The following is a 20,310-nucleotide window of genomic DNA, read 5'->3' on the forward strand; positions in this document are numbered from 1 at the left end:
GGGCTGGACATGTAGCCGAATGCCGCCGAGGTGGCGAGAGGCGGATTGACGCCGCCAGCCGGCTGCTCAGCCGCCGCCAAGGATATCCAGGATCGACGTCTGCCGTTTCTTGAGCCGACCGCCGACGCTGCCTGGCGGCACCGGATGTCCGACCGAAGCGGTGGTGCCGTCATCCGCCGGCATATCGAAGCCATCGGCATCGACGGTCTGGGCAGGCCGCGCCGCACGGACCGGCGTTGCCGGTGCTGTCGCCTGCGCGGCCGGCGGCTGCTGGCCGACGGACGCCGACGGAACCGGTGCCGGCTGGTTGTTGCTGGCAGAGGGAATCTCGTCGGGGACGATGGTGTCGGCCGGCGTCGATTTCCAGGTGCCGGGCAGCGGCCGCACGGGCACGCCCTCATGCGCGGCGACCATGAACTCGTGCCAGGCCTGCGCCGGCAGCGCGCCGCCGGTGACCTTCTTCATCGCCGTGCCATCGTCGTTGCCGAACCATACGCCGGTGGTCAGATTGGCGGTATAGCCGACGAACCAGGCGTCGCGCGAATTCTGGCTGGTGCCGGTCTTGCCGGCCGACGGCCAGGCGAAAGCCGCCTTCCTGGCGGTGCCGACCTCGACCGTGCCGGTCATCATCGAATTCATCATGCCGACGATCTCAGGCTTGATCACGCGCGGTGCGCTGCCGCCGGCGCTGTCGTAGAGCACCTTGCCGTCTGACGTCGTCACGCGGCGGATGAAATGGATGTCCGGCTTGTAGCCGCCATTGGCGAAGGGCACATAGGCCGAAGTCAGCTCCAGTGGCGTCACTTCCGAGGTGCCGAGCGCGATCGAGGTGTTGGCCTGCAGGTCGGACTGGATGCCCATGCGGTGCGCGGCTTCCACCACCGCGTTCGGGCCGACTTCCATGGTCAGCTGCGCGGCAACCGAGTTCAGCGATTTTGCCAGCGCTGTCGCCAAGGTGACCTTGCCAAAGTACTTGCCGCCGTAATTGTCCGGCGTCCAGTTGCCGATCTTGATCGGCGCATCGTTGCGGATGCTGTCAGGCGTGCGGCCGGCCTCAAGTGCCGCCATATAGACAAACGGCTTGAACGCCGAGCCCGGCTGCCGGCGCGCCTCCGAGGCACGGTCGAACTGGCTGGTCGAATAGTCGTAGCCGCCGACCATGGCGCGTACCGCGCCGGAATCGTCGATCGACACCAGCGCACCCTGGGTGACGTTGAGCTTCTTGCCGCTGTCGTCGATCAGCCGGCGGATCGATTTTTCGGCGAGCTTCTGCAGGTTCAGGTCCACGGTAGAATCGATCACGATATCGCCGCGCACGTCGCCGATCAGGTCGGGCAATTCTTCCATGATGGTGTCGGCGACATAGTTTTCCGAACCGGTCCAGTAGGATGGCGAGCGCGTCGCCGGCGCGCTGAGCGCCGTTTTCAGCTCCTTTTCGCTGATTTTGCCCTCCTCGCGCATGGCGCCGAGCACCAGCTGCGAACGCTCCTCGGCGGCCTTGGGATCGCGCGCCGGCGACAGCCGCGAGGGCGCTTTCAAGAGGCCGGCAAGCAGGGCGGCTTCGGACAGCGTGACGTCGCGCGCGCTCTTGCCGAAATAGCGCCGCGAGGCCGCCTCGACGCCATAGGCGCCGGAGCCGAAATAGACCCGGTTGAGGTACATTTCGAGGATCTGGTCCTTGCTGTGCTTGTGCTCGAGCCATAGGGCCAGCAGCACCTCCTGCACTTTACGCTCCAGCGTACGATCCGGCGTCAGGAACAGGTTCTTGGCCAATTGCTGCGTCAGCGTCGAACCGCCTTGCGAGAAATGCCCGCCGATGAGGTTGGTGACCATGGCGCGCGACAGGCCGATCGGATCGACACCGAAATGCGAATAGAAACGGCGGTCCTCGATGGCGATGACCGCCTCGGGGATATAGGGGGACATTTCGTGCAGGCCGACCGCCTCGCCGCCGCTCATGCCGCGATTGGCCAGCAATTGCCCATCGGCCGAGACGATCTTGATGTTGGGCGCACGATCGGGAATCGACCAGGTCGTGGCCGCCGGCATCTTGGCGCCATAGTAGATGACGACGCCGGCCACCGCGATGCCGCCCCAGATGGCGAGCACGAAGCACCAGTAGAACAGCCGGCCGAGCACGCCGAACAGCCCGCGCCCGCCTCCGCCGCGCCTCCCCCGCGACGATTTCTCCTTCGATGATTTGCGTCTGGCGGAGGCTTTGCGGTGGCTCGGCACGACGCGGTCCTCCTCGCTCACCGAAAGACCCGTCTGGGATCTCGCTCGCGGCGGTCCCTCGAAGCTGGGCTCGATGCGACTGTCTCTGCGGTTCGCCATGCGCTGCGCTTGATGTCCCCGGTGCCAATGGCGCTCGGGTTGAAGAGTAGATGCGGCGATTTAAGGGCGGGTTAAGCAGGCCTTCGGCCAAACCTCTGAATTCCGTTAGGAATTTGTTAATCCTCTTCTCTCCGACACCGTCGGTTCGCCACCGGGAAACGGCCGGCGCCCGGCCTGCGCTTAAAAGCGCGCCAAGCCTGGCTCGATCCCCGAGCCTGCCGTTCCGACAATCGACGCCGGCGGATAGAAGGCCAGCGCCTGCTCCTCGCAGGTGACCGCAACGACATTGTTCGAGCGGTCGACGGACCCCGATCCTTCTAGATCGGCTCGAACTTCACATCCAGATGGTCAGGACCCGCAGCTTGCCGCAACAAGGCGACAAGTTGTTCGCGCCTGTCAACCGGCTGCCTTCGCCAGTTCGAGGCATTGGTTACATGCAGCCAGCCGTCGACCGACATGAAGAAATCCTCGTGCTCGTCATCGCCCTCGCCGCAGCGCAGCAACTTGTTCTCGGTAAATCTGACCAGCGCCTGGTCGATCGTGCGGTAGAGCAGCGGCCAGTTGCCGCCACCCGAGTCCATACGGAATTTGTAGCTCGGCGCGAAATCCAGCCGCTGCCGCAACAGGCTTCCGTCGAAAAAACAGAAGGCCGGCCACAAGAACCAGCCGCCCGGCGTCGGAGTGTCGCGCCGGACACTGCCGTAAACGCTCTTGCCCTTCAGCCGGTCGCGGATTGAAAAAGATTCCGTCGGAAAGATGTCATGGTCGATGAAGCCGAAGACCTTCGGGGCCAAGCCGGTCATGAAATTGCGCACGATCCAGTTAAGCGCCTGGCCGTGCGATCTGCTGACCGTCAGCCTGTTCCTCGGCAACGCTACATAGGGGACGTGCTGGCGCAGGCAGAGGTCGCGGATGGCTTCCCTCGCCTCCTCCTTCTTGCTGTTGTCGAAGACGATATAGCTCTCGTGCTCGGCCAGGTGTCGGCGCACGAGGTGGATCTGCCATGCGATCACATCAGGCCGGTTGAAGGCAACGCTGGCGACGACCGCGTCACGGAACGATTGCTGTCGTCCCTGCAATTCGCTAACCGGCGCGGATGTCCTCAGGAAGCGAAAAGTCCGCCAGTAATAGCGCAGCAACGCCTCGCGTCGTGGCGGCCGGTTCAGCCTCTCCCATTCCGCCACGGTAATCCTGGGCCGCTCTCCGCTCTGCCACGCGTCGGAAGCCCCCATGTCACGCTCCTGGATCCCGGCGGGTTCAGTTCTGCTGGATTGAAATGCCCTTGTCGTCGATCTTGAGTTTGACGCCTTTCGGCCTGGCCTGCTCGCGGTAGACGTAGACGCCCAGCGCGACGACCACGACGATGAGCGCGCCAATGATGAGATAGAGCGTATTCTGCTTCATGGCGCGCCTTTTGTCGTGCCGAACCTCAGGCTCGTTTCAGGACCCTGACCAGAACCAAAAGGATGATGGCGCCGATCGTGGCGTGGATTATGGAGGCGATGATGCCACCGCCGATCGAGAAGCCGATGCGCGGAAACAGCCAGCCAGCGATGAACGCGCCGATAATGCCGACGATGATGTTGCCGATCAGGCCGAAGCCGAAACCCGAAACGATGAGACCGGCGAGCCAGCCGGCGATGGCACCGATGAGGATGAAGACGAGAAGGCTTTCGACACCCATGGCGGGTTCCTCCGTGCAAGAGGGCGGGTGCGGAGCGGAAGGCTCCGAATCGGCCCCGATATCAACGGCTTCAGGCTAGTCGAAAGCAGCCGGCCTCGCCAGCGGCGCTCACTGGTCGTCGTCGTCGCTGGCAGCGGGCCGCCAGCTGGTCGGCTCGACCTTCTTCTGGGTATGGCTGTCGGTGTAGACCCACCAGCCGCCGTCGCGGTATTGCGCTATGGATTCATTGAGGACGCCGTCGCTGTCCTTCCAGGTGACGGTGACCTTGGAGCCGTCGGTCGGCGCGGTCGATATCGGCTTTCTGTCCGCCATTTCATCCCTTTTCTCAACTGTGAGCGAAGATATCCTCTTCGCCCCAGCCCATCAGGTCAAGCTTGGCCCGCGTCGGCAGGAAACGGAAACAGGCGTCCGCCTCCTTCGTGCGGCCCTCGCGCGCCAGCCGTCCCGCCAGCGCATCGCGCAAACGATGCAGATAGAGCACATCGGAGGCGGCGTATTCGAGCTGTTCGGGCGACAGCGTTTCGGCCGCCCAATCCGACGATTGCTGCGCCTTGGACAGACCGACGCCGAGAAGCTCGAAACAGATGTCCTTCAGCCCGTGCCGGTCGGTGTAGGTGCGCGTCAGCCGCGAGGCGATCTTGGTGCAGAACACCGGCTCGGCCATGACGCCGAACGCATGGTAGAGCACGGCGAGGTCGAAGCGACCGTAGTGGAACAGCTTGGTCACCCTGTCGTTTGCCAGCAGCTTGACCAGGTTCGGTGCCTCCGTCTGGCCCGGCGCGATCTGAATGACATCGGCGCTGCCGTCGCCAGGCGAGATCTGCACCACGCAGAGCCGGTCTCGGTGCGGGTTGAGGCCAAGCGTCTCCGTATCGATCGCCACCGCCGCGACATCGTAATGCGAAAGGTCGGGCAGATCGTTTTTATGGAAGCGGATATCGCTCATCGTTTTCTCCGGGTCGCGGCGTTACCCGTCCTCGCCGCGATCCAGTGAAAAATCAACAAGAAAACGTGTTTTCCGCGCTCAGCGTGTCAGCGCATCCAGAATGCGCGCCCAGGAGCGCTGGCCCTTGTGGAAGGAGCTGAGCTCGTATTTCTCGTTGGGCGAGTGGATGCGGTCGTCATCGAGGCCGAACCCGACCAGCAGCGATTCCATGCCGAGATAGGTCTGAAAGTCGCCCACCACCGGAATGGAGCCGCCGCTGCCGGTCGTCACCGCGGGCTTTGGCCATTCGTCGGAAAGCGCCGTCTTGGCCTTGGCCAGGAAGGGCGAGTCGTAAGAGAGCTGGATTGCCGGTGAGCCGCCATGAGCATGGAATTCGACCGTACAATCGGCCGGGATGCGTTCCTTGACGAATTTCTGGAAGGCCGCGCGGATCTTGGCCGGATCCTGCTTGTGGACAAGGCGGAACGAGACCTTTGCCGAGGCTTCCGCCGCGATGACCGTCTTGAAACCCTTGCCGGTATAGCCGCCGATGATGCCGTTGAATTCGGCGGTGGGTCGCGCCCAGGTCAGTTCCAGCACCGAGCGGCCTTTTTCGCCCGATGGGATCGACAAGCCGACAGGCCCGAGGAAGGTCTCGGCCGTCTCGCCCAGCGTCTCCCATGATTTCAGCACCTGCGAGGGCGTTTCCTCGACGCCGTCATAGAAGCCCGGGATGGTGATATGGCCGTCCTTGTCGTGGATGTCGGCCAGCACCTTGGCCAGGATGCGGATCGGGTTGGCGGCAGCCCCGCCATACAGGCCCGAATGCAGGTCGCGGTCGGCGGCCTTCACCGTGATCTCCTCGCCGACCAGACCGCGTAGCCCGACGCAGATCGACGGCGTGTCGCGGTCCCACATGCTGGTATCGCAGACCAGCGCGAAGTCGGCCTTGAGCTCCTCGGCATTGGCTTCGAGGAACGGCTTCAGCGAGGGCGAGCCGGATTCCTCCTCGCCTTCGAACAGGATGGTGACCCGGCACGGAAGGCCGCCGTGCACCTGTTTCCAGGCACGGCATGCCTCGACGAAGGTCATCAGCTGGCCCTTGTCGTCGGCCGAGCCGCGCCCGGTGATGATCTTGTGACCAGGTCCCACCTCCTTGATCGCGGGGGCGAAGGGATCGTTTTCCCACAATTCGATCGGGTCGACCGGCTGCACGTCGTAGTGGCCGTAGAACAGCACATGCGGCGCGCCAGACGGCCCATCATGATGCGCAACCACCATCGGGTGGCCGGGCGTGTCGCGCACACTGGCGTCGAAGCCGATCAGTTTGAGTTCCGCCACCAGCCACTCCGCCGCCTTGCGGCAGTCGGCGGCGTAGGCTGGATCGGTGGAGATCGACTTGATCCCGAGCAGGCCGAAGAGCCGTTCCAGGCTCTGGTCGAGATTCTTGTCGAGACGGTCGAGGACGGGGGAGACTGCGGACATTTGCAATAGCCTTTCGGTTCAGTGCCGGAACCGTAAAGGCAGAGCGGCGAAACGAAAAGCCCGGGACGATTGGACCACGACCCGGATGGCCGCCGCGGGCAAAAAAATGCCGCCGTGGTGGAGGGGGAACCACGGCGGCCTTTTACTCGAAACGATGCGGCAGCCCGGAGAGGGGGGGATAGGCTGCCGCAATTGTCCGGTATAGGCGGGGGACGGGCCTTGCTCCGGACTTCGGCGAAAACTGCCGATGACGTGTATTTGGGTCTGTGAACGTGGCGATTCAAGGGCGTCAACGTTACACTTTTGTAACGTGCCCGTGAGCGGGCCTGTATGCCTTTGATCCGTCAGGGTCGCGATCTGTCAGGGTGTTGTATCTGGCGCTGTCTTTGGCATGGACCAAGCCATCGCGCCGCGCTATCCCTGCCCGCATGAAAAAAGGCGATCATCTCTTTCTCATCGACGGCTCGGGCTACATCTTCCGCGCCTATCACGCGCTGCCGCCGCTGACCCGCAAGTCGGACGGCCTGCCGGTCGGTGCCGTTTCCGGCTTCTGCAACATGCTGTGGAAGCTGATGCAGGACGCCCGCAACACCGATGTGGGCATTGTGCCGACGCATTTCGCCGTCATCTTCGACTATTCCTCGAAAACCTTCCGCAACGACCTTTATCCCGAATACAAGGCCAACCGTTCGGCTCCGCCCGAGGATCTGATCCCGCAGTTCGGCCTGATCCGCCAGGCTACCAGGGCGTTCAACCTGCCCTGCGTCGAGATGGAAGGCTTCGAGGCCGACGATCTCATCGCCACCTATTGCCGGCTGGCCTGCGAGGCCGGCGGCGACACCACCATCATCTCCTCCGACAAGGACCTGATGCAGCTGGTTGGCGAAACGGTCGGCATGTACGACCCGATGAAGGACCGGCAGATCGGCATCCCCGAAGTCGTCGAGAAATGGGGCGTGCCGCCGGAAAAGATGATCGACCTGCAGGCGCTGACGGGCGACTCAGTCGACAATGTGCCTGGCGTGCCCGGCATCGGGCCAAAGACCGCGGCGCAACTGCTCGAGCAGTTCGGCGACCTCGACGGATTGCTCGCCCGCGCCGGCGAGATCAAGCAGGAAAAAAGGCGGGAATCGATCATCGCCAACGCCGACAAGGCGCGCATCTCGCGCCAGCTGGTGACGCTGAAGAACGATGTGCCGGTGGCAGAAGGATTGGACGATTTCGTCCTGCATGCCCCCGACGGACCAAAGCTGATCGGCTTCCTCAAGACCATGGAATTCACCTCGCTGACGCGCCGTGTGGCGGAAGCGACCGGCACCGAGGCCGGCGACGTCCAGGCTGTCGCGGTGCCCGTCGAACGCGCCGATAACGCCCATGGCCCCGATGTCGGCGCCGGAACACCGCCCGTTGCCCGGGGCGGAACAGGCTCCGAGCCTGGCCAGGCTGCTGAAGTCGAGATGACGGAGACGCCAAAACAAGGGGACACCCCTTCCCTCCTGGCCGCATTGCGGCTGGAGAGAGCGGCGACCGCCAAGATCGATACCGCGGCCTATCAGTGCATCCGCGATATCGCGACGCTGAAGGCCTGGGTCGCGGAGGCGCGGGAGGCCGGTATCGCTGCCTTCGACGTCAGGGCCACCTCGACCGATCCGATGCAGGCCGAACTGATCGGCATGGCCATGGCCACAGCGCCTGGCCGCGCCGGCTATATTCCCTTCGCCCACAAGAGCGGCAATGGCGACCTGCTTGGCGGCGGCACGCTCGAAAACCAGATTCCGCTTCGCGAGGCGCTGGCGGTGCTCAAACCCCTGTTCGAGGACAGGTCGGTGCTGAAGATCGCGCAGAACCTGAAATATGATCTGGTCATCCTGAGCCGCTACGGCATCGATGTCGCGCCGTTCGACGACACCATGCTGATCTCCTACGTGCTCGACGCCGGCACGCCGCATGGCCACGGCATGGATGCCCTTGCCGACAAATGGCTTGGCCATAAACCCCTTCAACTCAAGGACGTGACCGGTTCCGGCAAGAACTCTGTCGGTTTTGACCAGGTCGATATCGACAGGGCGACCGCTCACGCCGCCGAGGATGCCGACGTGACGTTGCGGCTGTGGCGGGTGCTGAAGCCCCGGCTTGCCGCCAAGGGCCTGGTCTCGGTCTATGAACGCCTGGAGCGGCCACTGGTGCCGGTGCTGGCGCGCATGGAACAGCGCGGCATTTCGGTCGACCGGCAGATCCTGTCGCGGCTGTCGGGGGAACTGGCGCAAGGTGCGGCCCGGCTCGAGGAGGAAATCTACCTGCTCATCGGCGAGCGCATCAACATCGGCTCACCCAAGCAGCTCGGCGACATATTGTTCGGCCGCATGGGCCTGCCCGGCGGCTCCAAGACCAAGACCGGCCAGTGGTCGACCTCGGCGCAGCTGCTCGAAGACCTTGCCGCGGAAGGGCACGAACTGCCGCGTAAGATCGTCGATTGGCGCCAGCTGACCAAGCTGAAATCGACCTACACCGACGCCCTGCCCGGCTTCGTCAATCCCGACACGAAACGCGTCCACACCTCCTACGCGCTCGCCGCGACGACGACGGGCCGTCTGTCGTCTTCCGACCCGAACCTGCAGAACATTCCGGTGCGCACGGCTGAAGGCCGCAAGATCCGGACCGCCTTCATCACCGACAAGAGCCTCCGGCTGGTGTCAGCCGACTACAGCCAGATCGAACTGCGCGTGCTCGCCCATGTCGCTGAAATCCCGCAATTGCGGCAGGCCTTTGCGGATGGCGCCGACATCCACGCCATCACAGCGTCTGAAATGTTCAACGTGCCCGTGGAGGGTATGCCGTCGGAAGTGCGCCGCCGTGCCAAGGCGATCAATTTCGGCATCATCTATGGCATCTCGGCCTTCGGTCTCGCCAACCAGCTGTCGATCCCGCGCGAGGAGGCGAGCGCCTACATCAAGAAATACTTCGAGCGCTTTCCCGGCATCCGCGATTATATCGAGGAGACCAAGGCCTATGCCCGCGAGCACGGCTTCGTCGAAACGATCTTCGGCCGCCGCATCCACTATCCCGACATCAGGTCCTCGAACCCGTCGCTGCGCGCGTTCAACGAGCGCGCCTCGATCAACGCCCGCCTGCAAGGCACCGCCGCCGACATCATCCGCCGCGCCATGATCCGCATGGAGGAAGCCTTGGACAAGGCCAAGCTGTCGGCCCGCATGCTCCTGCAGGTGCATGACGAACTGATCTTCGAAACGGTCGAGGCCGAAGTCGAGGCGACGATCCCCGTCGTGCGCCATGTCATGGAAAACGCGGCGATGCCGGCGGTCTCGATGTCGGTGCCGCTGCATGTCGACGCGCGGGCCGCCAGCAACTGGGACGAGGCACACTGACGCGCTGGCGAAGGCCCTCAGGCCGCTTGCGCCAAACATTTCGCGCAGGTCCCGCGAAATTCGATCACCGCCTTCTTGGCGGCGAAGCCGGTCGAGTTGACCCATTCGTTCAGCCGGTGATCGACGTCGTGATCGGACATTTCGGTCACCTGCCCGCAAGTATCGCATATGGCGAAGGCGGTCATCGAGTGGCTATGGTCGTGCGGCTCGGCGCAGGCGACGAAGGAATTAATGCTTTCCAGCCGGTGCACGAAACCTGATTTCACCAGCGTGTCGAGCGCGCGATAGACCTGCAATGGGGCGCGAAAACCGCGCTCGCGAAGCTGATCGAGCAAGGTGTAGGCGCTGAGCGGCCCGCTGGCGATCTCGAGTTTCTCGAGCACGCACAACTGGTTTTTCGTCAGCACATCCCTTGCCGCCATGGTCCTGTTCCACTTGTCCTGCACCGTTGGCGGGCTGTCCGCGCGTGCAAACGGCCCGATCCCATTCAGATAGCGACGAACCGCCCTCTTTGCTACTCTTCTGTTGTTGTCCCGGGCCAATCGATGACGCGCGGGCACATTGGCAGAAATCTCGACGAGGGTAGTAGCCAAGGGTGTGCCAGGCACCATTGGCCTGCCGACCCACGCGGCGATCAACGCCGCCTCAGGGAGGCCGGCCACGCCCTGACTGGACTTCATCCGCGAAGGCCGGCGCGAGCAATTCCGCCAGCCTTTATTAGCCGGCTTCAGCTATTTCCTCGGCGGGCCTTTGCGTTCGGCGGAAGCAGCCCACAGGTTGATATCGGACTCGCGCGCGTATGTATCGATTTCGGCCAGTTCGGCGTCGCTGAAGTCGAGCACCTTCAGCGCCCCGACGCAATCCTCGACCTGCTCGGGCCGGCTGGCGCCGATCAGCGCCGAAGTAACCCGGCCCCTGCGCAGCACCCAGGCCAAGGCCATCTGGGCCAGCGTCTGGCCGCGCTTGCCGGCGATCGCGTTGAGCGCCTTGATGTTGGCAATGGTGCGGTCGTTGATGAAAGCTGTCTTGAGCGACTTGCCTTGGGAGGCCCGGCTGCCATCGGGAATGCCGCCGAGATATTTGTCGGTCAGCATGCCTTGCGCCAGCGGCGAGAACACGATGGAGCCGACGCCGAGCCCCTCGAGCGTGTCGAGCAGTCCGTCCTCCTCGACCCAGCGGTTCAGCATCGAATAGCTCGGCTGATGGATGACGCAGGGCGTACCGAGTTGCCTCAATATGTCGGCGGCCTCGCGGGTGCGCTGCGAATTGTAGGACGAGATGCCGGCGTAGAGCGCCTTGCCCGAACGCACCGCCTGGTCGAGCGCACCCATGGTTTCTTCGAGCGGCGTATCGGGATCGAAGCGGTGCGAGTAGAAGATGTCGACATAATCGAGGCCCATTCGCTTCAGGCTCTGGTCGAGGCTCGCCAGCATGTATTTGCGCCCGCCCCATTCGCCGTAGGGGCCGGCCCACATTTCGTAGCCGGCCTTGGTCGAGATGATCAGTTCGTCGCGATAGGCGGCAAAATCAGTACGCAGTATCTCGCCGAAAGCCGTCTCGGCCGAGCCGGGCGGCGGCCCATAATTGTTAGCGAGGTCGAAATGGGTGATGCCAAGATCGAAGGCCTTTCGCACGATCGCCTGCTTGGTCCGATGCGGCGTGTCGTCGCCGAAATTGTGCCACAGCCCGAGCGAGATCGCCGGCAGCTTGAGGCCGGACCGACCGCAGCGGTTGTAGATCATTTTCTCGTAGCGGTTTTCAGCGGCGATATAGGGCATGGGGAAATCCTCGAATTTGAACGGACAGGGCACCGTCATCGCAGAGGCGATGAGCATGCCCGTACCCCATCCTTTACCCCCTCCCCGGAGGAACGGGGAGAGGGGTAAGGCAAAATTATCGATAATCCATGCGACTACGTCTTCTTGGCCAGCAGCTCCTTGGCCTGCTTGACGCCAAGCGCGGCCGGACGCTCGCAAGTGGTCTGCATGGCGACGAACTTGCCGGTTTCGCCGGAGCGCAGGAGGCCGGTCATGACATCGACGGCATGCAGCGCGAGTTCCATCGAGCAGCGGTGCGGCCGCCCTTCGGCGATCGCCAGCGCCATGTCGGCCAGGCCCGCCGTGCGGTAATTGGCCATCATGCCTTGGCCATGCATCTCATTGGGAACGCCAAGCGGATGCTTCCATTTCGGCAGCTTCTTGACCGGCTTGCCTTCTTCGGTGAAGCGCACGTCGCCGCCGAAGAAGTTCGGATCCGGCACGAACACCGTCCCGCCCTCGCCATAGAGTTCCATCGGCGCGTGGCCGTGAGCCCACACATCCCAGCTGGTGTTCAGCGTCACCACGGCGCCGTTCTCGAATTCCAGCAGGCCATGGATGGTGGTCGGCGTGTTGACCGGGATTTTTTCGCCTGCGCGCGGCTTTGAGCTGATGGTCCGTTCCTTGGCCGGGGTCGTCGCGAAGGCCGCCACCTGCTTCACCGGCCCGATCAGCTGGATCAGATTGGTGATGTAGTACGGTCCGATGTCCAGCACTGGTCCCGCCCCGGGCTGGAAGAAGAAGTCGGGATTGGGGTGCCAATGCTCCATGCCGTGGCCCATGACGTGGCAAGTGCCGCTGGTGATCTTGCCAAGCTTCCCCTCGTCGATCAGTTCGCGCACCAGCTGGTGCGCGCCGCCGAGGAACGTGTCCGGCGCCGAGCCTATGCGCAGCCCCCTCTTCTGGGCCCGCGCCTTGAGGTCCTGACCCTCCTTGAGCGACAGCACGAACGGCTTTTCGGAATAGACATGCTTGCCGGCATCGAGCACCTGCTTCGAGACTTCGTAATGCACGGCCGGAATGGTCAGGTTGACGATGATGTCGATATCGTCGGCCTTGAGCAGATCCTCGACGGTCTCGGCGCGCAGCTTGAATTCCTTCGCCCGCGCCCTGGCCGCGTCCATGTTGATGTCGGCGCAGGCGCGCATCTCGATGCCGCGAAACAACGGCGCCAGCGAAAAATACGCCTTCGAGATGTTGCCGCAGCCGATGACGCCAACACCCAATTTCCCAGTACCCAGCTTCTTTGCCATGGTGGTTGTTCCTAGTAGCTCTTGACGGTTGCGATCGAGCGGCGGGCGAAGCGCTCGATGTCGTTGGGATTGTCCTGTTCCATGACAAAGTATTTCGCCGCGCTCTTGGCCCGCAGCACCTTGATCAGGCCGGCCCAATCGATCGTGCCGTGGCCGACATCCGACCAGCCATCCTCATCCAGCCCCTCGCCCGCCTTCGCCATGTCCTTGACATGGACGGCGACGATGCGCTGGCCCTGCTTTTCGATCCAGGGCAGCGGGTCGGAGCCGCCGCGCACTACCCAGGCGACGTCCATTTCCCAGCCTATATTGGGCGCGGACGACAGGATATGGTCCTGCGGCACCGAGCCGTCGGCGAGTGTCTTGAACTCGAAATCATGGTTGTGCCAGGCGAAGCCATAGCCGGCCTTCGACGCGACCTCGCCGACCTTGGCCAGGCGCTCGCCAAAGGCGCGCCAGCCGGCGGCGTCGGATGGCCTGTCCTCGGCCATCAGATAGGGACAGATCAAAAGCTTGACGCCGAGCGTTTCGGCGATCCGGCGCACACCGTCGAAATCATTCTCCAGCGCATCGATGGAAAAATGCCCGGTCGGCATGGCAAGGCCGTTCTTGTCGAGCTCGGCGCGGAAGGCCTTGGGATCGTCATAGACGCCGCCGAACCCTTCGACCTCGGCGTAGCCGAGCTTGCCGAGCATTTCGAGCACATCGGTCCAGGGCAAGAAATTGCGGGCGCTGTAAAGTTGGAATGACCAGTTCATCGTCTCTGTCCGTTCTGCTTGGGGATTGTCCTTGGGAGGATGGTTTTCTTGGGAGCTACATGCGGTTGCCGGATGGAGTATCGAACAGCGAGGCGCGGGCAGGATCAAAGCCGATCCTGATCGGGTCGCCATTGCGCAGCGTTTTTTCCGCCTCGACACGGAAGGAAAAAATGCGGCCGCCGAGCTTCGTCCACACCAGCGTATCGGAGCCCATCGGCTCGACGATCTCGACGGCGGCATCGGTGGCGAAGGGCATGGAATTCGCGGCCTCGCCAAAGGCAACGTGCTCGGGGCGAATCCCGAACACGCAAGGCCCGCTCTTGTTGCCGGCGCCATCGAAGCCATAGCGCTCGAGCGGTATGGTCAAATCCCCGGTCTTGAACACCGCCGTCGTGCCGGTCTCCAGCTGCCCCTCGACGAAATTCATCGCAGGCGAACCGAGGAAGCCGGCGACAAACCGGTTGACCGGGCGGTTGTAGATGGTCTGCGGCGCGTCGAGCTGCTGGATGACGCCGCCCTTCATCACCGCGATGCGGTCGGCCAGGGTCATCGCCTCGATCTGGTCGTGGGTGACATAGATCATCGTGTTCTGCAGCTTGCGGTGCAGAAGCTTGATCTCGACGCGCAGCTCTGAACGCAGCTTGGCATCGAGATTGGACAGCGGTTCGTCGAACAGGAAGACGTCGACATCGCGCACCAGCGCCCGTCCGATCGCCACGCGCTGGCGCTGGCCGCCGGAAAGGGCCGCCGGCTTGCGCTGCAGCAACGGCTCGATCTGCAGGATCTCGGCGGCGCGCGCGATGCGCTTGGCGATCTCGTCCTTGGCGATGCCGGCGACACGCAGCCCGAAGGACAGGTTCTTCTCCACCGTCATTTGCGGATAGAGCGCATAGGACTGAAAGACCATGCCGATGCCGCGGTCCTTGGGCTCTTCCCAGGTGACGTTCTTGCCCTTGATGAAGATGCGGCCTTCCGAAATGTCGAGCAGGCCGGCGATGCAGTTGAGCAAGGTCGACTTGCCGCAGCCGGAGGGTCCGAGCAGCACGATGAACTCGCCTTCGGCGACATCGAGATTGAGCGTCTGCAGCACCGAGACCGCGCCGAAGTTCAGCGACAGGTCTTGGATCGAAACGCTGGTGCCGTTCGCCGCCATCGCCATCACCCTTTCACCGCGCCGGCGGCGATGCCGCGCACGAACAATTTGCCGGAAATGAAATAGACGATCAGCGGCACCAACCCGGTCAGGATGGTGGCGGCCATGTTGACGTTGTATTCCTTCACGCCTTGCACCGAATTGACGATGTTGTTGAGCTGCACCGTCATCGGATAGGTGTCGGGACGGGTGTAGACGACGCCGAACAGGAAGTCGTTCCAGATGCCGGTCACCTGCAGGATGACGGCGACGACGAAGATCGGCAGTGACATCGGCAGCATGATGCGCAGGTAGATGCCCCAGAAGCCGGCGCCATCGACGCGCGCCGCCCGGAACAGTTCCTCCGGCATGGAGGTGAAATAATTGCGGAACAGAAGCGTCAGGATCGGCATGCCGAAAATGGAATGCACGATCACCAGGCCGGTAAGGCTGCCATAGAGGCCGATCTCGCGCAGGATGATGACGATGGGATAGATCATCACCTGGTAGGGAATGAAGGCGCCGACGATCAGGATGACGAAGAAGGTGTCGGCGCCCTTGAAGCGCCAGTTGGCCAGCGCGTAGCCGTTCACCGAGGCGATTGCGATCGACAGGATCACCGAGGGAACGGTGATGCGCACCGAATTCCAGAACCCGCGCGAGAGCCCGTCGCAATTGAGTCCGGTGCAGGCCTGCGACCACGCCTTGACCCAGGGCTCGAAGGTGATCTCGAGCGGCGGCGAGAAAATGTTGCCGAGGCGGATCTCCGGCATGCCCTTCAGCGAGGTGACGACCATCACATAGAGCGGCAGGAGATAGTAGAGCGCCACCACGACGAGCGTGCCGTACAGGAAAATGTTACGGCGCGAGAACATGTGCCGCGGCTTCGGTCCGCTCGGGCCGGAGGCGCCAGCCCGGAGGTTTGACGACGTGGCGGACAAGGAGACGGCATGATCAGACACGCTTGCGGCCTCCGAATTCAAGATAGGCCCACGGCACGATGACGATCATCACCGACAGCAGCATCATGGTCGAGGCGGCAAAGCCCTGGCCGAGATTCTGGGCGAAGAACATGTAGTCGTAGACGTATTTGGCCGGCACTTCGGAGGCGATGCCCGGCCCGCCGCTGGTCTGCGCGACGACGAGGTCATAGACCTTGACGATGCCGGACGCGATGATCACCAGCGTGGTGATGAACACCGGCCGCATCATCGGGATGATGATGAACAGATAAGTCTTCCACATGGGAATCCCGTCCACCCGTGCGGCCTTCCAGATGTCCTCGTCGATGCCGCGCAGGCCCGCCAGCATCAGGCACATGATCAGCCCCGTGCCTTGCCAAAGCGCCGCGATCGATATGCCGTAGATGACGATGCTGGAATTGTAGAGCGGATTGAAGTCGAAGCTGGTCCAGCCGAGGCTTCGTACCACGCCCTGGACGCCGAAATCCGGATTGAGCAGCCATTGCCAGACAAGGCCGGTGACGATGAAGGAGAGCGCGAAGGGGTAGAGGAAGATGGTGCGGAACGTGTCCTCGAAACGGATCTTCTGGTCGAGCAGGGCCGCCAGCAGGAAACCGATCACCAGCGAGAACACCAGTGAGATCACACCGTAGATCAAGAGGTTCTCGATCGAAATCAGCCAGCGCGGCGTCGCCCACAGCCGGTAATACTGGTCGAGCCCGACGAAATTCAGCCGCGGCAGCAGCTTCGAATTGGTGAAGGAATAGAGCACCGTCCACGCGGTGCCGCCGACAAAGACCACCATTGCGGTGAGGATCATCGGGATCGAAGCGACCTTCGCGTTGAGATTGCGGAAGAGTTGGCTCGGGCGTTCGCTCTTGCTCATCGGTACAGCCGTGCTCGATCGGATAAGGGCGGAAAGTCAGCACGCCTTGGCTCCCGGCCCTGTCTGGCAAGGTCGGGAGCGGGCGGCTCGTCGGTCGTCAATCAGCCGAAGCGATGATGTCGGCGAAGCGCTTCTGCGCCTCTTCGAGGCTCATGTCGGGCTTGGCGAAGAACTCCGAGAACAGGTCCTCCTTCTGCTTCTGGCTGTCCTGCGAGAGCAGCTGGTCCGTCCACGGGATGACCGCGCCCTTGGCCAGGATGGCGAGGCCTTTCTTCATGCAGTCATTGGCCGCGTTGAGGTCGACGTCGCCGCGCACCGGCAGCGAGCCCTTCTTGAGGTTGAAGGCGACCTGGGTCTTGGGATCGAGCAGCGTCTCGGCCAGCACCTCCTGCGCCTTGGCCTTGTCGGCGTCCTTGAGCAGCGGGAAATAGAAGGCGTCGCCGCCCGTTGCGATGACCTCGTTCAGGCCGAGGCCGGGAAGGCAGGTGTAGTCCTTGCCGGCGGTCTTGCCGGCGACCTGGAACTCGCCCTGCGCCCAGTCACCCATGATCTGGCCGCCGGCCTTGCCGGTGATGACCATGTTGGTGGCCTGGTTCCAGTCCTGCACATTCGTGTTCTTGGCCATCTTGCGTGCATCGTCGGCCGCTTTGAACACCTTGGCGACTTCAGGACCGGCTGCGAACTTGGCGTCCTTGTCCTTGTAGACCTTGAGGAAGGTGTCGGTTCCGCCGACCGCGGCAAGCAGCACGTCGAAGGCGCCCGATGCCTGCCAGGCCTGCCCACCGACCGCGAGCGGCACGATGCCTGCCTTCTCCAGCGCCGGAGCGGCGGCCACATACTCGTTCCAGTTCTTCGGCACCGGCACGCCGGCCTTCTCGAACGCCGCGTTCGACAGCCACAGCCACTGCCAGGAATGGATGTTGACCGGCACGCAATAGATCTTGCCGTCGATGGTGCAAGAGTCGAGCAGGCTCTTGGGCCGTACCACTTCCGTCCACTTGCCCTTGGTGGCGACATCGGTGAGGTCGCGCATCAGGCCAGCCTGAACCAGCTCTTCCGCTTGCCTGCCGTGATTGAACTGCGTGGCCCCCATTGGATCGCCGCCGGTGATGCGGCTGATCATGATCGGCCGCGCCGTGCCGCCGGATCCGGCGATGGCGCCGTCGACCCAGTGATTGCCGGTGGCGTCGAATGCCTTGGCGAGTTCGGCGACCGCCGCCGCCTCGCCGCCGGAGGTCCACCAATGGGTGACTTCCAGATCGGTCGCGGCCGCCGGCCCGGCAAAGTTGAAAGCAACCGTCGCGGCAAAGGCAGCGGTCAGGAATTTGTATCGCATTTCGGCTTCCTCCCAGAAATCTGAAACGTTACAGATTTTCGATACGGCAATTGGAGACCATACGCAACCCTTCCGGCAAGTGTCACTTTGACATTTTTCGAGCTGCGAACAAAATCATCTCGCTGCTGCGGCGTTGTGCGGCGCAATATGCAAAACTGCACCGCTCTCTAGGCAAAAGCAGCAAGAAACTTGCCAAGAGCACGCTTCCCTCTGAATCCCAACGCTTTTTCGCCTCGCGGTTGACGGCGTCTTTTTGCGTCCGCCCGCGCCCGTTTACACCGATCGTGACAAGCTGTAACGTTTCAGTATACTACTTCCACTGTAGGTGACGCGCCATGGGGAGCGGCCGCAACATTGCCGGGCTGCCCGGCGGCTGCTATGCGCCTGATGGGCGGGACGGATGAACAGACAGCGCACGGCCAAGGATGACGAGGCGACGGCACAGGAGCGGCCGACGCTGAAGACGCTTGCCTTCATGACCGGGCTCGGCGTCACCACCGTCTCGCGGGCCTTGAAGGACGCGCCCGAGATCGGCGCCGAGACCAGGCGCCGAGTCCAGCTCGTGGCCAAGCAGATCGGCTATCGGCCGAACCGCGCCGGCGTGCGCCTCAGGACCGGCAAGACCAATGTCATCAGCCTCGTGCTCAACACCGAGCACGAACTCATGAGCTTTGTCTCCGACATCATCTATGGCGTCACGGAAGTCATCGCCGACACGCCCTACCACCTGATCGTCACGCCTTATTCGCGCTCGCAGGATCCGCTGGATCCGGTGCGCTATCTCGTGGAGACCGGCTCCGCCGACGGCGTCATCATTTCACGCACGCAGCCGAACGATCCCCGGGCCCGCTACATGCTGGAGCGCGGCATTCCCTTCGCGACCCACGGCCGCACCGATATGGGGCTCGTGCATCCCTATCATGATTTCGACAATTACGCCTTCGCGGCCGAGGCGGTGCGCCATCTCGCCGGCCTGGGCCGCCGCCGGCTCGCTTTGGTGACGCCGCCGGTGGGTTTGAGCTACTACCGCCACACGGTCGACGGCTTTGCCGACGCTCTGAGCGAAGTCGGCGCCAGCGAGGTACCGTTCAACACCGTTTCGATCGACCACTCGATCGAACAGATCAGGAGGAGGACCGCGCAGCTGATGCGGCGCGACATCAGGCCGGACGGCATCGTCAGCAGCGCCGCCGCCGCGACCCTCGCCATCGTCGCCGGCATCGAGGACGCCGGCCTGAAGCTCGGCCGCGACGTAGACGTGGTGTCGAAGCAGTCGTCGGAACTGCTGCATCTGTTCAGGCATGAATTGCTGGTCGTGAACGAAGACTTCCGCCTGGCCGGGTCCGAACTCGCCCGCTCGGTGCTCGGCTGGATCGGCGGCGCCGCGCCCGGCTCGCTGCAGAGCCTGAGCGAACCGAAGGGCGTCGTGGCCTATCGGCGCTCTGACTGAGCGTCTGCCCGGATCTGATCGGGCAAGTCCACATGCATCCCGTCAAACCAGGAACCGTTCTGGTCGGTAGCCCCGCGGTTCACATGAAGTCCGAAGCCGGTTGCTCCCGGATCGGCTAGTTCGGCACGAAGCCGCATGCTCGGGATCAGATAATCGCCACCATTCTGCCGCCGATAGGGAATGGGCGCCGTGGTCGCCAGTGTCCGCATCCGTTCGCGCAGGCGTTCGGCGACAAGCTCGAAGCCCGCCGCATCGAGACGGTCCGCACTGTACATCACGAACGGCGGAAGCACGTCGTAGCCCGGATAATAGAGGATTCCGTGATTGATCGGGAACAGCAGGTCGTCGATCGGTCCGTTGACGCCGCGCGGGGAGTAATGATCCTCCCAGCCGCCGGCTGTCACAATCAGCATCGCTCGCTTGCCCGCGAGTGTGCCCTCGCCGTACCGGTCACCCCATCGCTTGTCGCTATGTTCGCCGACGCCGTAGGCGAAGCCGTAGGCGAAGACCCGATCGACCCAGCCTTTCAAAATCGCCGGCATGGTGAACCACCACAGCGGAAACTGCAGGATCAGCGCATCGGCCCAAAGCAGCTTCTCGATCTCGGTCTTGACGTCTGCGGTCAGAGCATTGGACTCGTATACTTGTTTGGAGGCCCCCACCGGCACCAGCCGCGCGTCTGGCGAAAGCTCGGGGAAGTCAGCGCGGTCGACCTCCGATTTCCAACCGTCCGCATAGAGGTCGGACACCCGAACCTCGTGGCCTTGAGCCTTGAGTTCCTTGACGGCGACGTCACGGAGCGTGCCGTTGAGCGACCGTGGCTCGGGATGGGCAAAGACAAGTAGGACTTTCATGATCCGTCGATCCTCTGTTGGAAACATTGACCCTGAGATAGCCAACAG

General features: G+C 63.2%; 18 protein-coding genes. 2 read left to right on the forward strand and 16 right to left on the reverse strand.

Translation table 11 applies throughout. The annotated features are described in order from the left end of the window. Window positions 1-66 precede the first annotated feature (66 nt). From LB516_RS22845 to LB516_RS22875, 7 genes are all read right to left on the reverse strand, one after another. On the reverse strand, window positions 67-2,334 hold the full coding sequence (locus LB516_RS22845; protein ID WP_224720413.1) for a transglycosylase domain-containing protein: 2,268 nt from the start codon (window positions 2,332-2,334) through the stop codon (window positions 67-69). 317 nt (window positions 2,335-2,651) lie between these two features. Continuing rightward, on the reverse strand, window positions 2,652-3,566 hold the full coding sequence (locus LB516_RS22850) for a hypothetical protein (RefSeq protein WP_140661694.1): 915 nt from the start codon (window positions 3,564-3,566) through the stop codon (window positions 2,652-2,654). Window positions 3,567-3,591: 25 nt separating this feature from the next. Next, a complete protein-coding gene (locus tag LB516_RS22855) occupies window positions 3,592-3,738 on the reverse strand; it encodes a hypothetical protein (protein WP_224720414.1) in 147 nt (48 codons plus the stop codon). A gap of 25 nt (window positions 3,739-3,763) precedes the next feature. Continuing rightward, the gene (locus LB516_RS22860) at window positions 3,764-4,018 is read right to left on the reverse strand and encodes a GlsB/YeaQ/YmgE family stress response membrane protein (protein WP_015315687.1); all 255 of its coding nucleotides are present in this window, start codon (window positions 4,016-4,018) and stop codon (window positions 3,764-3,766) included. Between the two features lie 108 nt (window positions 4,019-4,126). After that, complete coding sequence (locus LB516_RS22865) at window positions 4,127-4,330, reverse strand: hypothetical protein (RefSeq protein ID WP_023770648.1); 204 nt, start codon at window positions 4,328-4,330, stop codon at window positions 4,127-4,129. Window positions 4,331-4,343: 13 nt separating this feature from the next. After that, window positions 4,344-4,964 (reverse strand): ribonuclease D, encoded by a 621-nt coding sequence (locus tag LB516_RS22870; protein WP_224720415.1) that lies wholly within the window; start codon window positions 4,962-4,964, stop codon window positions 4,344-4,346. 78 nt (window positions 4,965-5,042) lie between these two features. Next, entirely contained in the window at window positions 5,043-6,428 is a 1,386-nt protein-coding gene (locus LB516_RS22875) for a M20/M25/M40 family metallo-hydrolase (protein WP_224720416.1), read from the reverse strand. A gap of 428 nt (window positions 6,429-6,856) precedes the next feature. Here LB516_RS22875 and polA point away from each other — a divergent pair, with 428 nt between their 5' ends. Next, a complete protein-coding gene (gene polA, locus LB516_RS22880; RefSeq protein ID WP_224720417.1) occupies window positions 6,857-9,814 on the forward strand; it encodes a DNA polymerase I in 2,958 nt (985 codons plus the stop codon). 17 nt (window positions 9,815-9,831) lie between these two features. Here the strand turns inward: polA and LB516_RS22885 are convergent, their stop codons facing one another. The 8 genes from LB516_RS22885 to LB516_RS22920 form a co-directional block, all read right to left on the reverse strand. Further along, the gene (locus tag LB516_RS22885) at window positions 9,832-10,236 is read right to left on the reverse strand and encodes a Fur family transcriptional regulator (RefSeq protein ID WP_015315682.1); all 405 of its coding nucleotides are present in this window, start codon (window positions 10,234-10,236) and stop codon (window positions 9,832-9,834) included. Window positions 10,237-10,545: 309 nt separating this feature from the next. Then, window positions 10,546-11,592, reverse strand: a complete 1,047-nt coding sequence (mgrA, locus tag LB516_RS22890) for an L-glyceraldehyde 3-phosphate reductase (protein ID WP_140721916.1) — start codon at window positions 11,590-11,592, stop codon at window positions 10,546-10,548. Window positions 11,593-11,726: 134 nt separating this feature from the next. Then, window positions 11,727-12,884 (reverse strand): Gfo/Idh/MocA family protein, encoded by a 1,158-nt coding sequence (locus LB516_RS22895; RefSeq protein WP_140713182.1) that lies wholly within the window; start codon window positions 12,882-12,884, stop codon window positions 11,727-11,729. Window positions 12,885-12,895: 11 nt separating this feature from the next. Further along, a complete protein-coding gene (locus LB516_RS22900) occupies window positions 12,896-13,642 on the reverse strand; it encodes a sugar phosphate isomerase/epimerase family protein (protein WP_015315679.1) in 747 nt (248 codons plus the stop codon). 55 nt (window positions 13,643-13,697) lie between these two features. After that, window positions 13,698-14,801: an ABC transporter ATP-binding protein gene (locus tag LB516_RS22905; RefSeq protein WP_411969424.1), complete on the reverse strand. Its 1,104-nt coding sequence runs from the start codon at window positions 14,799-14,801 to the stop codon at window positions 13,698-13,700. Then, window positions 14,801-15,736 carry a carbohydrate ABC transporter permease gene (locus LB516_RS22910; protein ID WP_140618911.1) on the reverse strand — a complete coding sequence of 312 codons (936 nt, stop codon included), beginning with the start codon at window positions 15,734-15,736 and terminating at the stop codon, window positions 14,801-14,803. Before LB516_RS22910 ends, LB516_RS22905 begins: the two co-directional genes overlap by 1 nt. Beyond that, window positions 15,729-16,622 (reverse strand): carbohydrate ABC transporter permease, encoded by an 894-nt coding sequence (locus LB516_RS22915; RefSeq protein ID WP_015315676.1) that lies wholly within the window; start codon window positions 16,620-16,622, stop codon window positions 15,729-15,731. The genes LB516_RS22910 and LB516_RS22915 overlap by 8 nt, the downstream gene beginning before the upstream one ends. A gap of 97 nt (window positions 16,623-16,719) precedes the next feature. Beyond that, window positions 16,720-17,958: an ABC transporter substrate-binding protein gene (locus tag LB516_RS22920; protein WP_140875080.1), complete on the reverse strand. Its 1,239-nt coding sequence runs from the start codon at window positions 17,956-17,958 to the stop codon at window positions 16,720-16,722. Window positions 17,959-18,358: 400 nt separating this feature from the next. Between LB516_RS22920 and LB516_RS22925 the strand changes: the two genes are divergently transcribed. Next, complete coding sequence (locus LB516_RS22925) at window positions 18,359-19,408, forward strand: LacI family transcriptional regulator (RefSeq protein ID WP_140618913.1); 1,050 nt, start codon at window positions 18,359-18,361, stop codon at window positions 19,406-19,408. Here the strand turns inward: LB516_RS22925 and LB516_RS22930 are convergent. Further along, window positions 19,390-20,262 carry an NAD(P)H-dependent oxidoreductase gene (locus LB516_RS22930; RefSeq protein ID WP_224720418.1) on the reverse strand — a complete coding sequence of 291 codons (873 nt, stop codon included), beginning with the start codon at window positions 20,260-20,262 and terminating at the stop codon, window positions 19,390-19,392. The genes LB516_RS22925 and LB516_RS22930 overlap by 19 nt on opposite strands. Window positions 20,263-20,310 lie beyond the last annotated feature (48 nt).

Source organism: Mesorhizobium sp. CO1-1-7 (genome assembly GCF_020164885.1).
GTDB lineage: Bacteria > Pseudomonadota > Alphaproteobacteria > Rhizobiales > Rhizobiaceae > Mesorhizobium > Mesorhizobium australicum.

Bases quoted from the DNA above. Each gene is read 5' to 3' on its own strand.
- LB516_RS22875 (WP_224720416.1), bottom strand. From the start codon at position 6,428: ATGTCCGCAGTCTCCCCCGTCCTCGACCGTCTCGACAAGAATCTCGAC.
- LB516_RS22870 (WP_224720415.1), bottom strand. From the start codon at position 4,964: ATGAGCGATATCCGCTTCCATAAAAACGATCTGCCCGACCTTTCGCAT.
- LB516_RS22905 (WP_411969424.1), bottom strand. From the start codon at position 14,801: ATGGCGATGGCGGCGAACGGCACCAGCGTTTCGATCCAAGACCTGTCG.
- polA (WP_224720417.1), top strand. From the start codon at position 6,857: ATGAAAAAAGGCGATCATCTCTTTCTCATCGACGGCTCGGGCTACATC.
- LB516_RS22885 (WP_015315682.1), bottom strand. From the start codon at position 10,236: ATGGCGGCAAGGGATGTGCTGACGAAAAACCAGTTGTGCGTGCTCGAG.
- LB516_RS22920 (WP_140875080.1), bottom strand. From the start codon at position 17,958: ATGCGATACAAATTCCTGACCGCTGCCTTTGCCGCGACGGTTGCTTTC.
- LB516_RS22925 (WP_140618913.1), top strand. From the start codon at position 18,359: ATGAACAGACAGCGCACGGCCAAGGATGACGAGGCGACGGCACAGGAG.
- LB516_RS22865 (WP_023770648.1), bottom strand. From the start codon at position 4,330: ATGGCGGACAGAAAGCCGATATCGACCGCGCCGACCGACGGCTCCAAG.
- LB516_RS22845 (WP_224720413.1), bottom strand. From the start codon at position 2,334: ATGGCGAACCGCAGAGACAGTCGCATCGAGCCCAGCTTCGAGGGACCG.
- LB516_RS22895 (WP_140713182.1), bottom strand. From the start codon at position 12,884: ATGGCAAAGAAGCTGGGTACTGGGAAATTGGGTGTTGGCGTCATCGGC.
- LB516_RS22850 (WP_140661694.1), bottom strand. From the start codon at position 3,566: ATGGGGGCTTCCGACGCGTGGCAGAGCGGAGAGCGGCCCAGGATTACC.
- LB516_RS22900 (WP_015315679.1), bottom strand. From the start codon at position 13,642: ATGAACTGGTCATTCCAACTTTACAGCGCCCGCAATTTCTTGCCCTGG.
- mgrA (WP_140721916.1), bottom strand. From the start codon at position 11,592: ATGCCCTATATCGCCGCTGAAAACCGCTACGAGAAAATGATCTACAAC.
- LB516_RS22915 (WP_015315676.1), bottom strand. From the start codon at position 16,622: ATGAGCAAGAGCGAACGCCCGAGCCAACTCTTCCGCAATCTCAACGCG.
- LB516_RS22860 (WP_015315687.1), bottom strand. From the start codon at position 4,018: ATGGGTGTCGAAAGCCTTCTCGTCTTCATCCTCATCGGTGCCATCGCC.
- LB516_RS22855 (WP_224720414.1), bottom strand. From the start codon at position 3,738: ATGAAGCAGAATACGCTCTATCTCATCATTGGCGCGCTCATCGTCGTG.
- LB516_RS22930 (WP_224720418.1), bottom strand. From the start codon at position 20,262: ATGAAAGTCCTACTTGTCTTTGCCCATCCCGAGCCACGGTCGCTCAAC.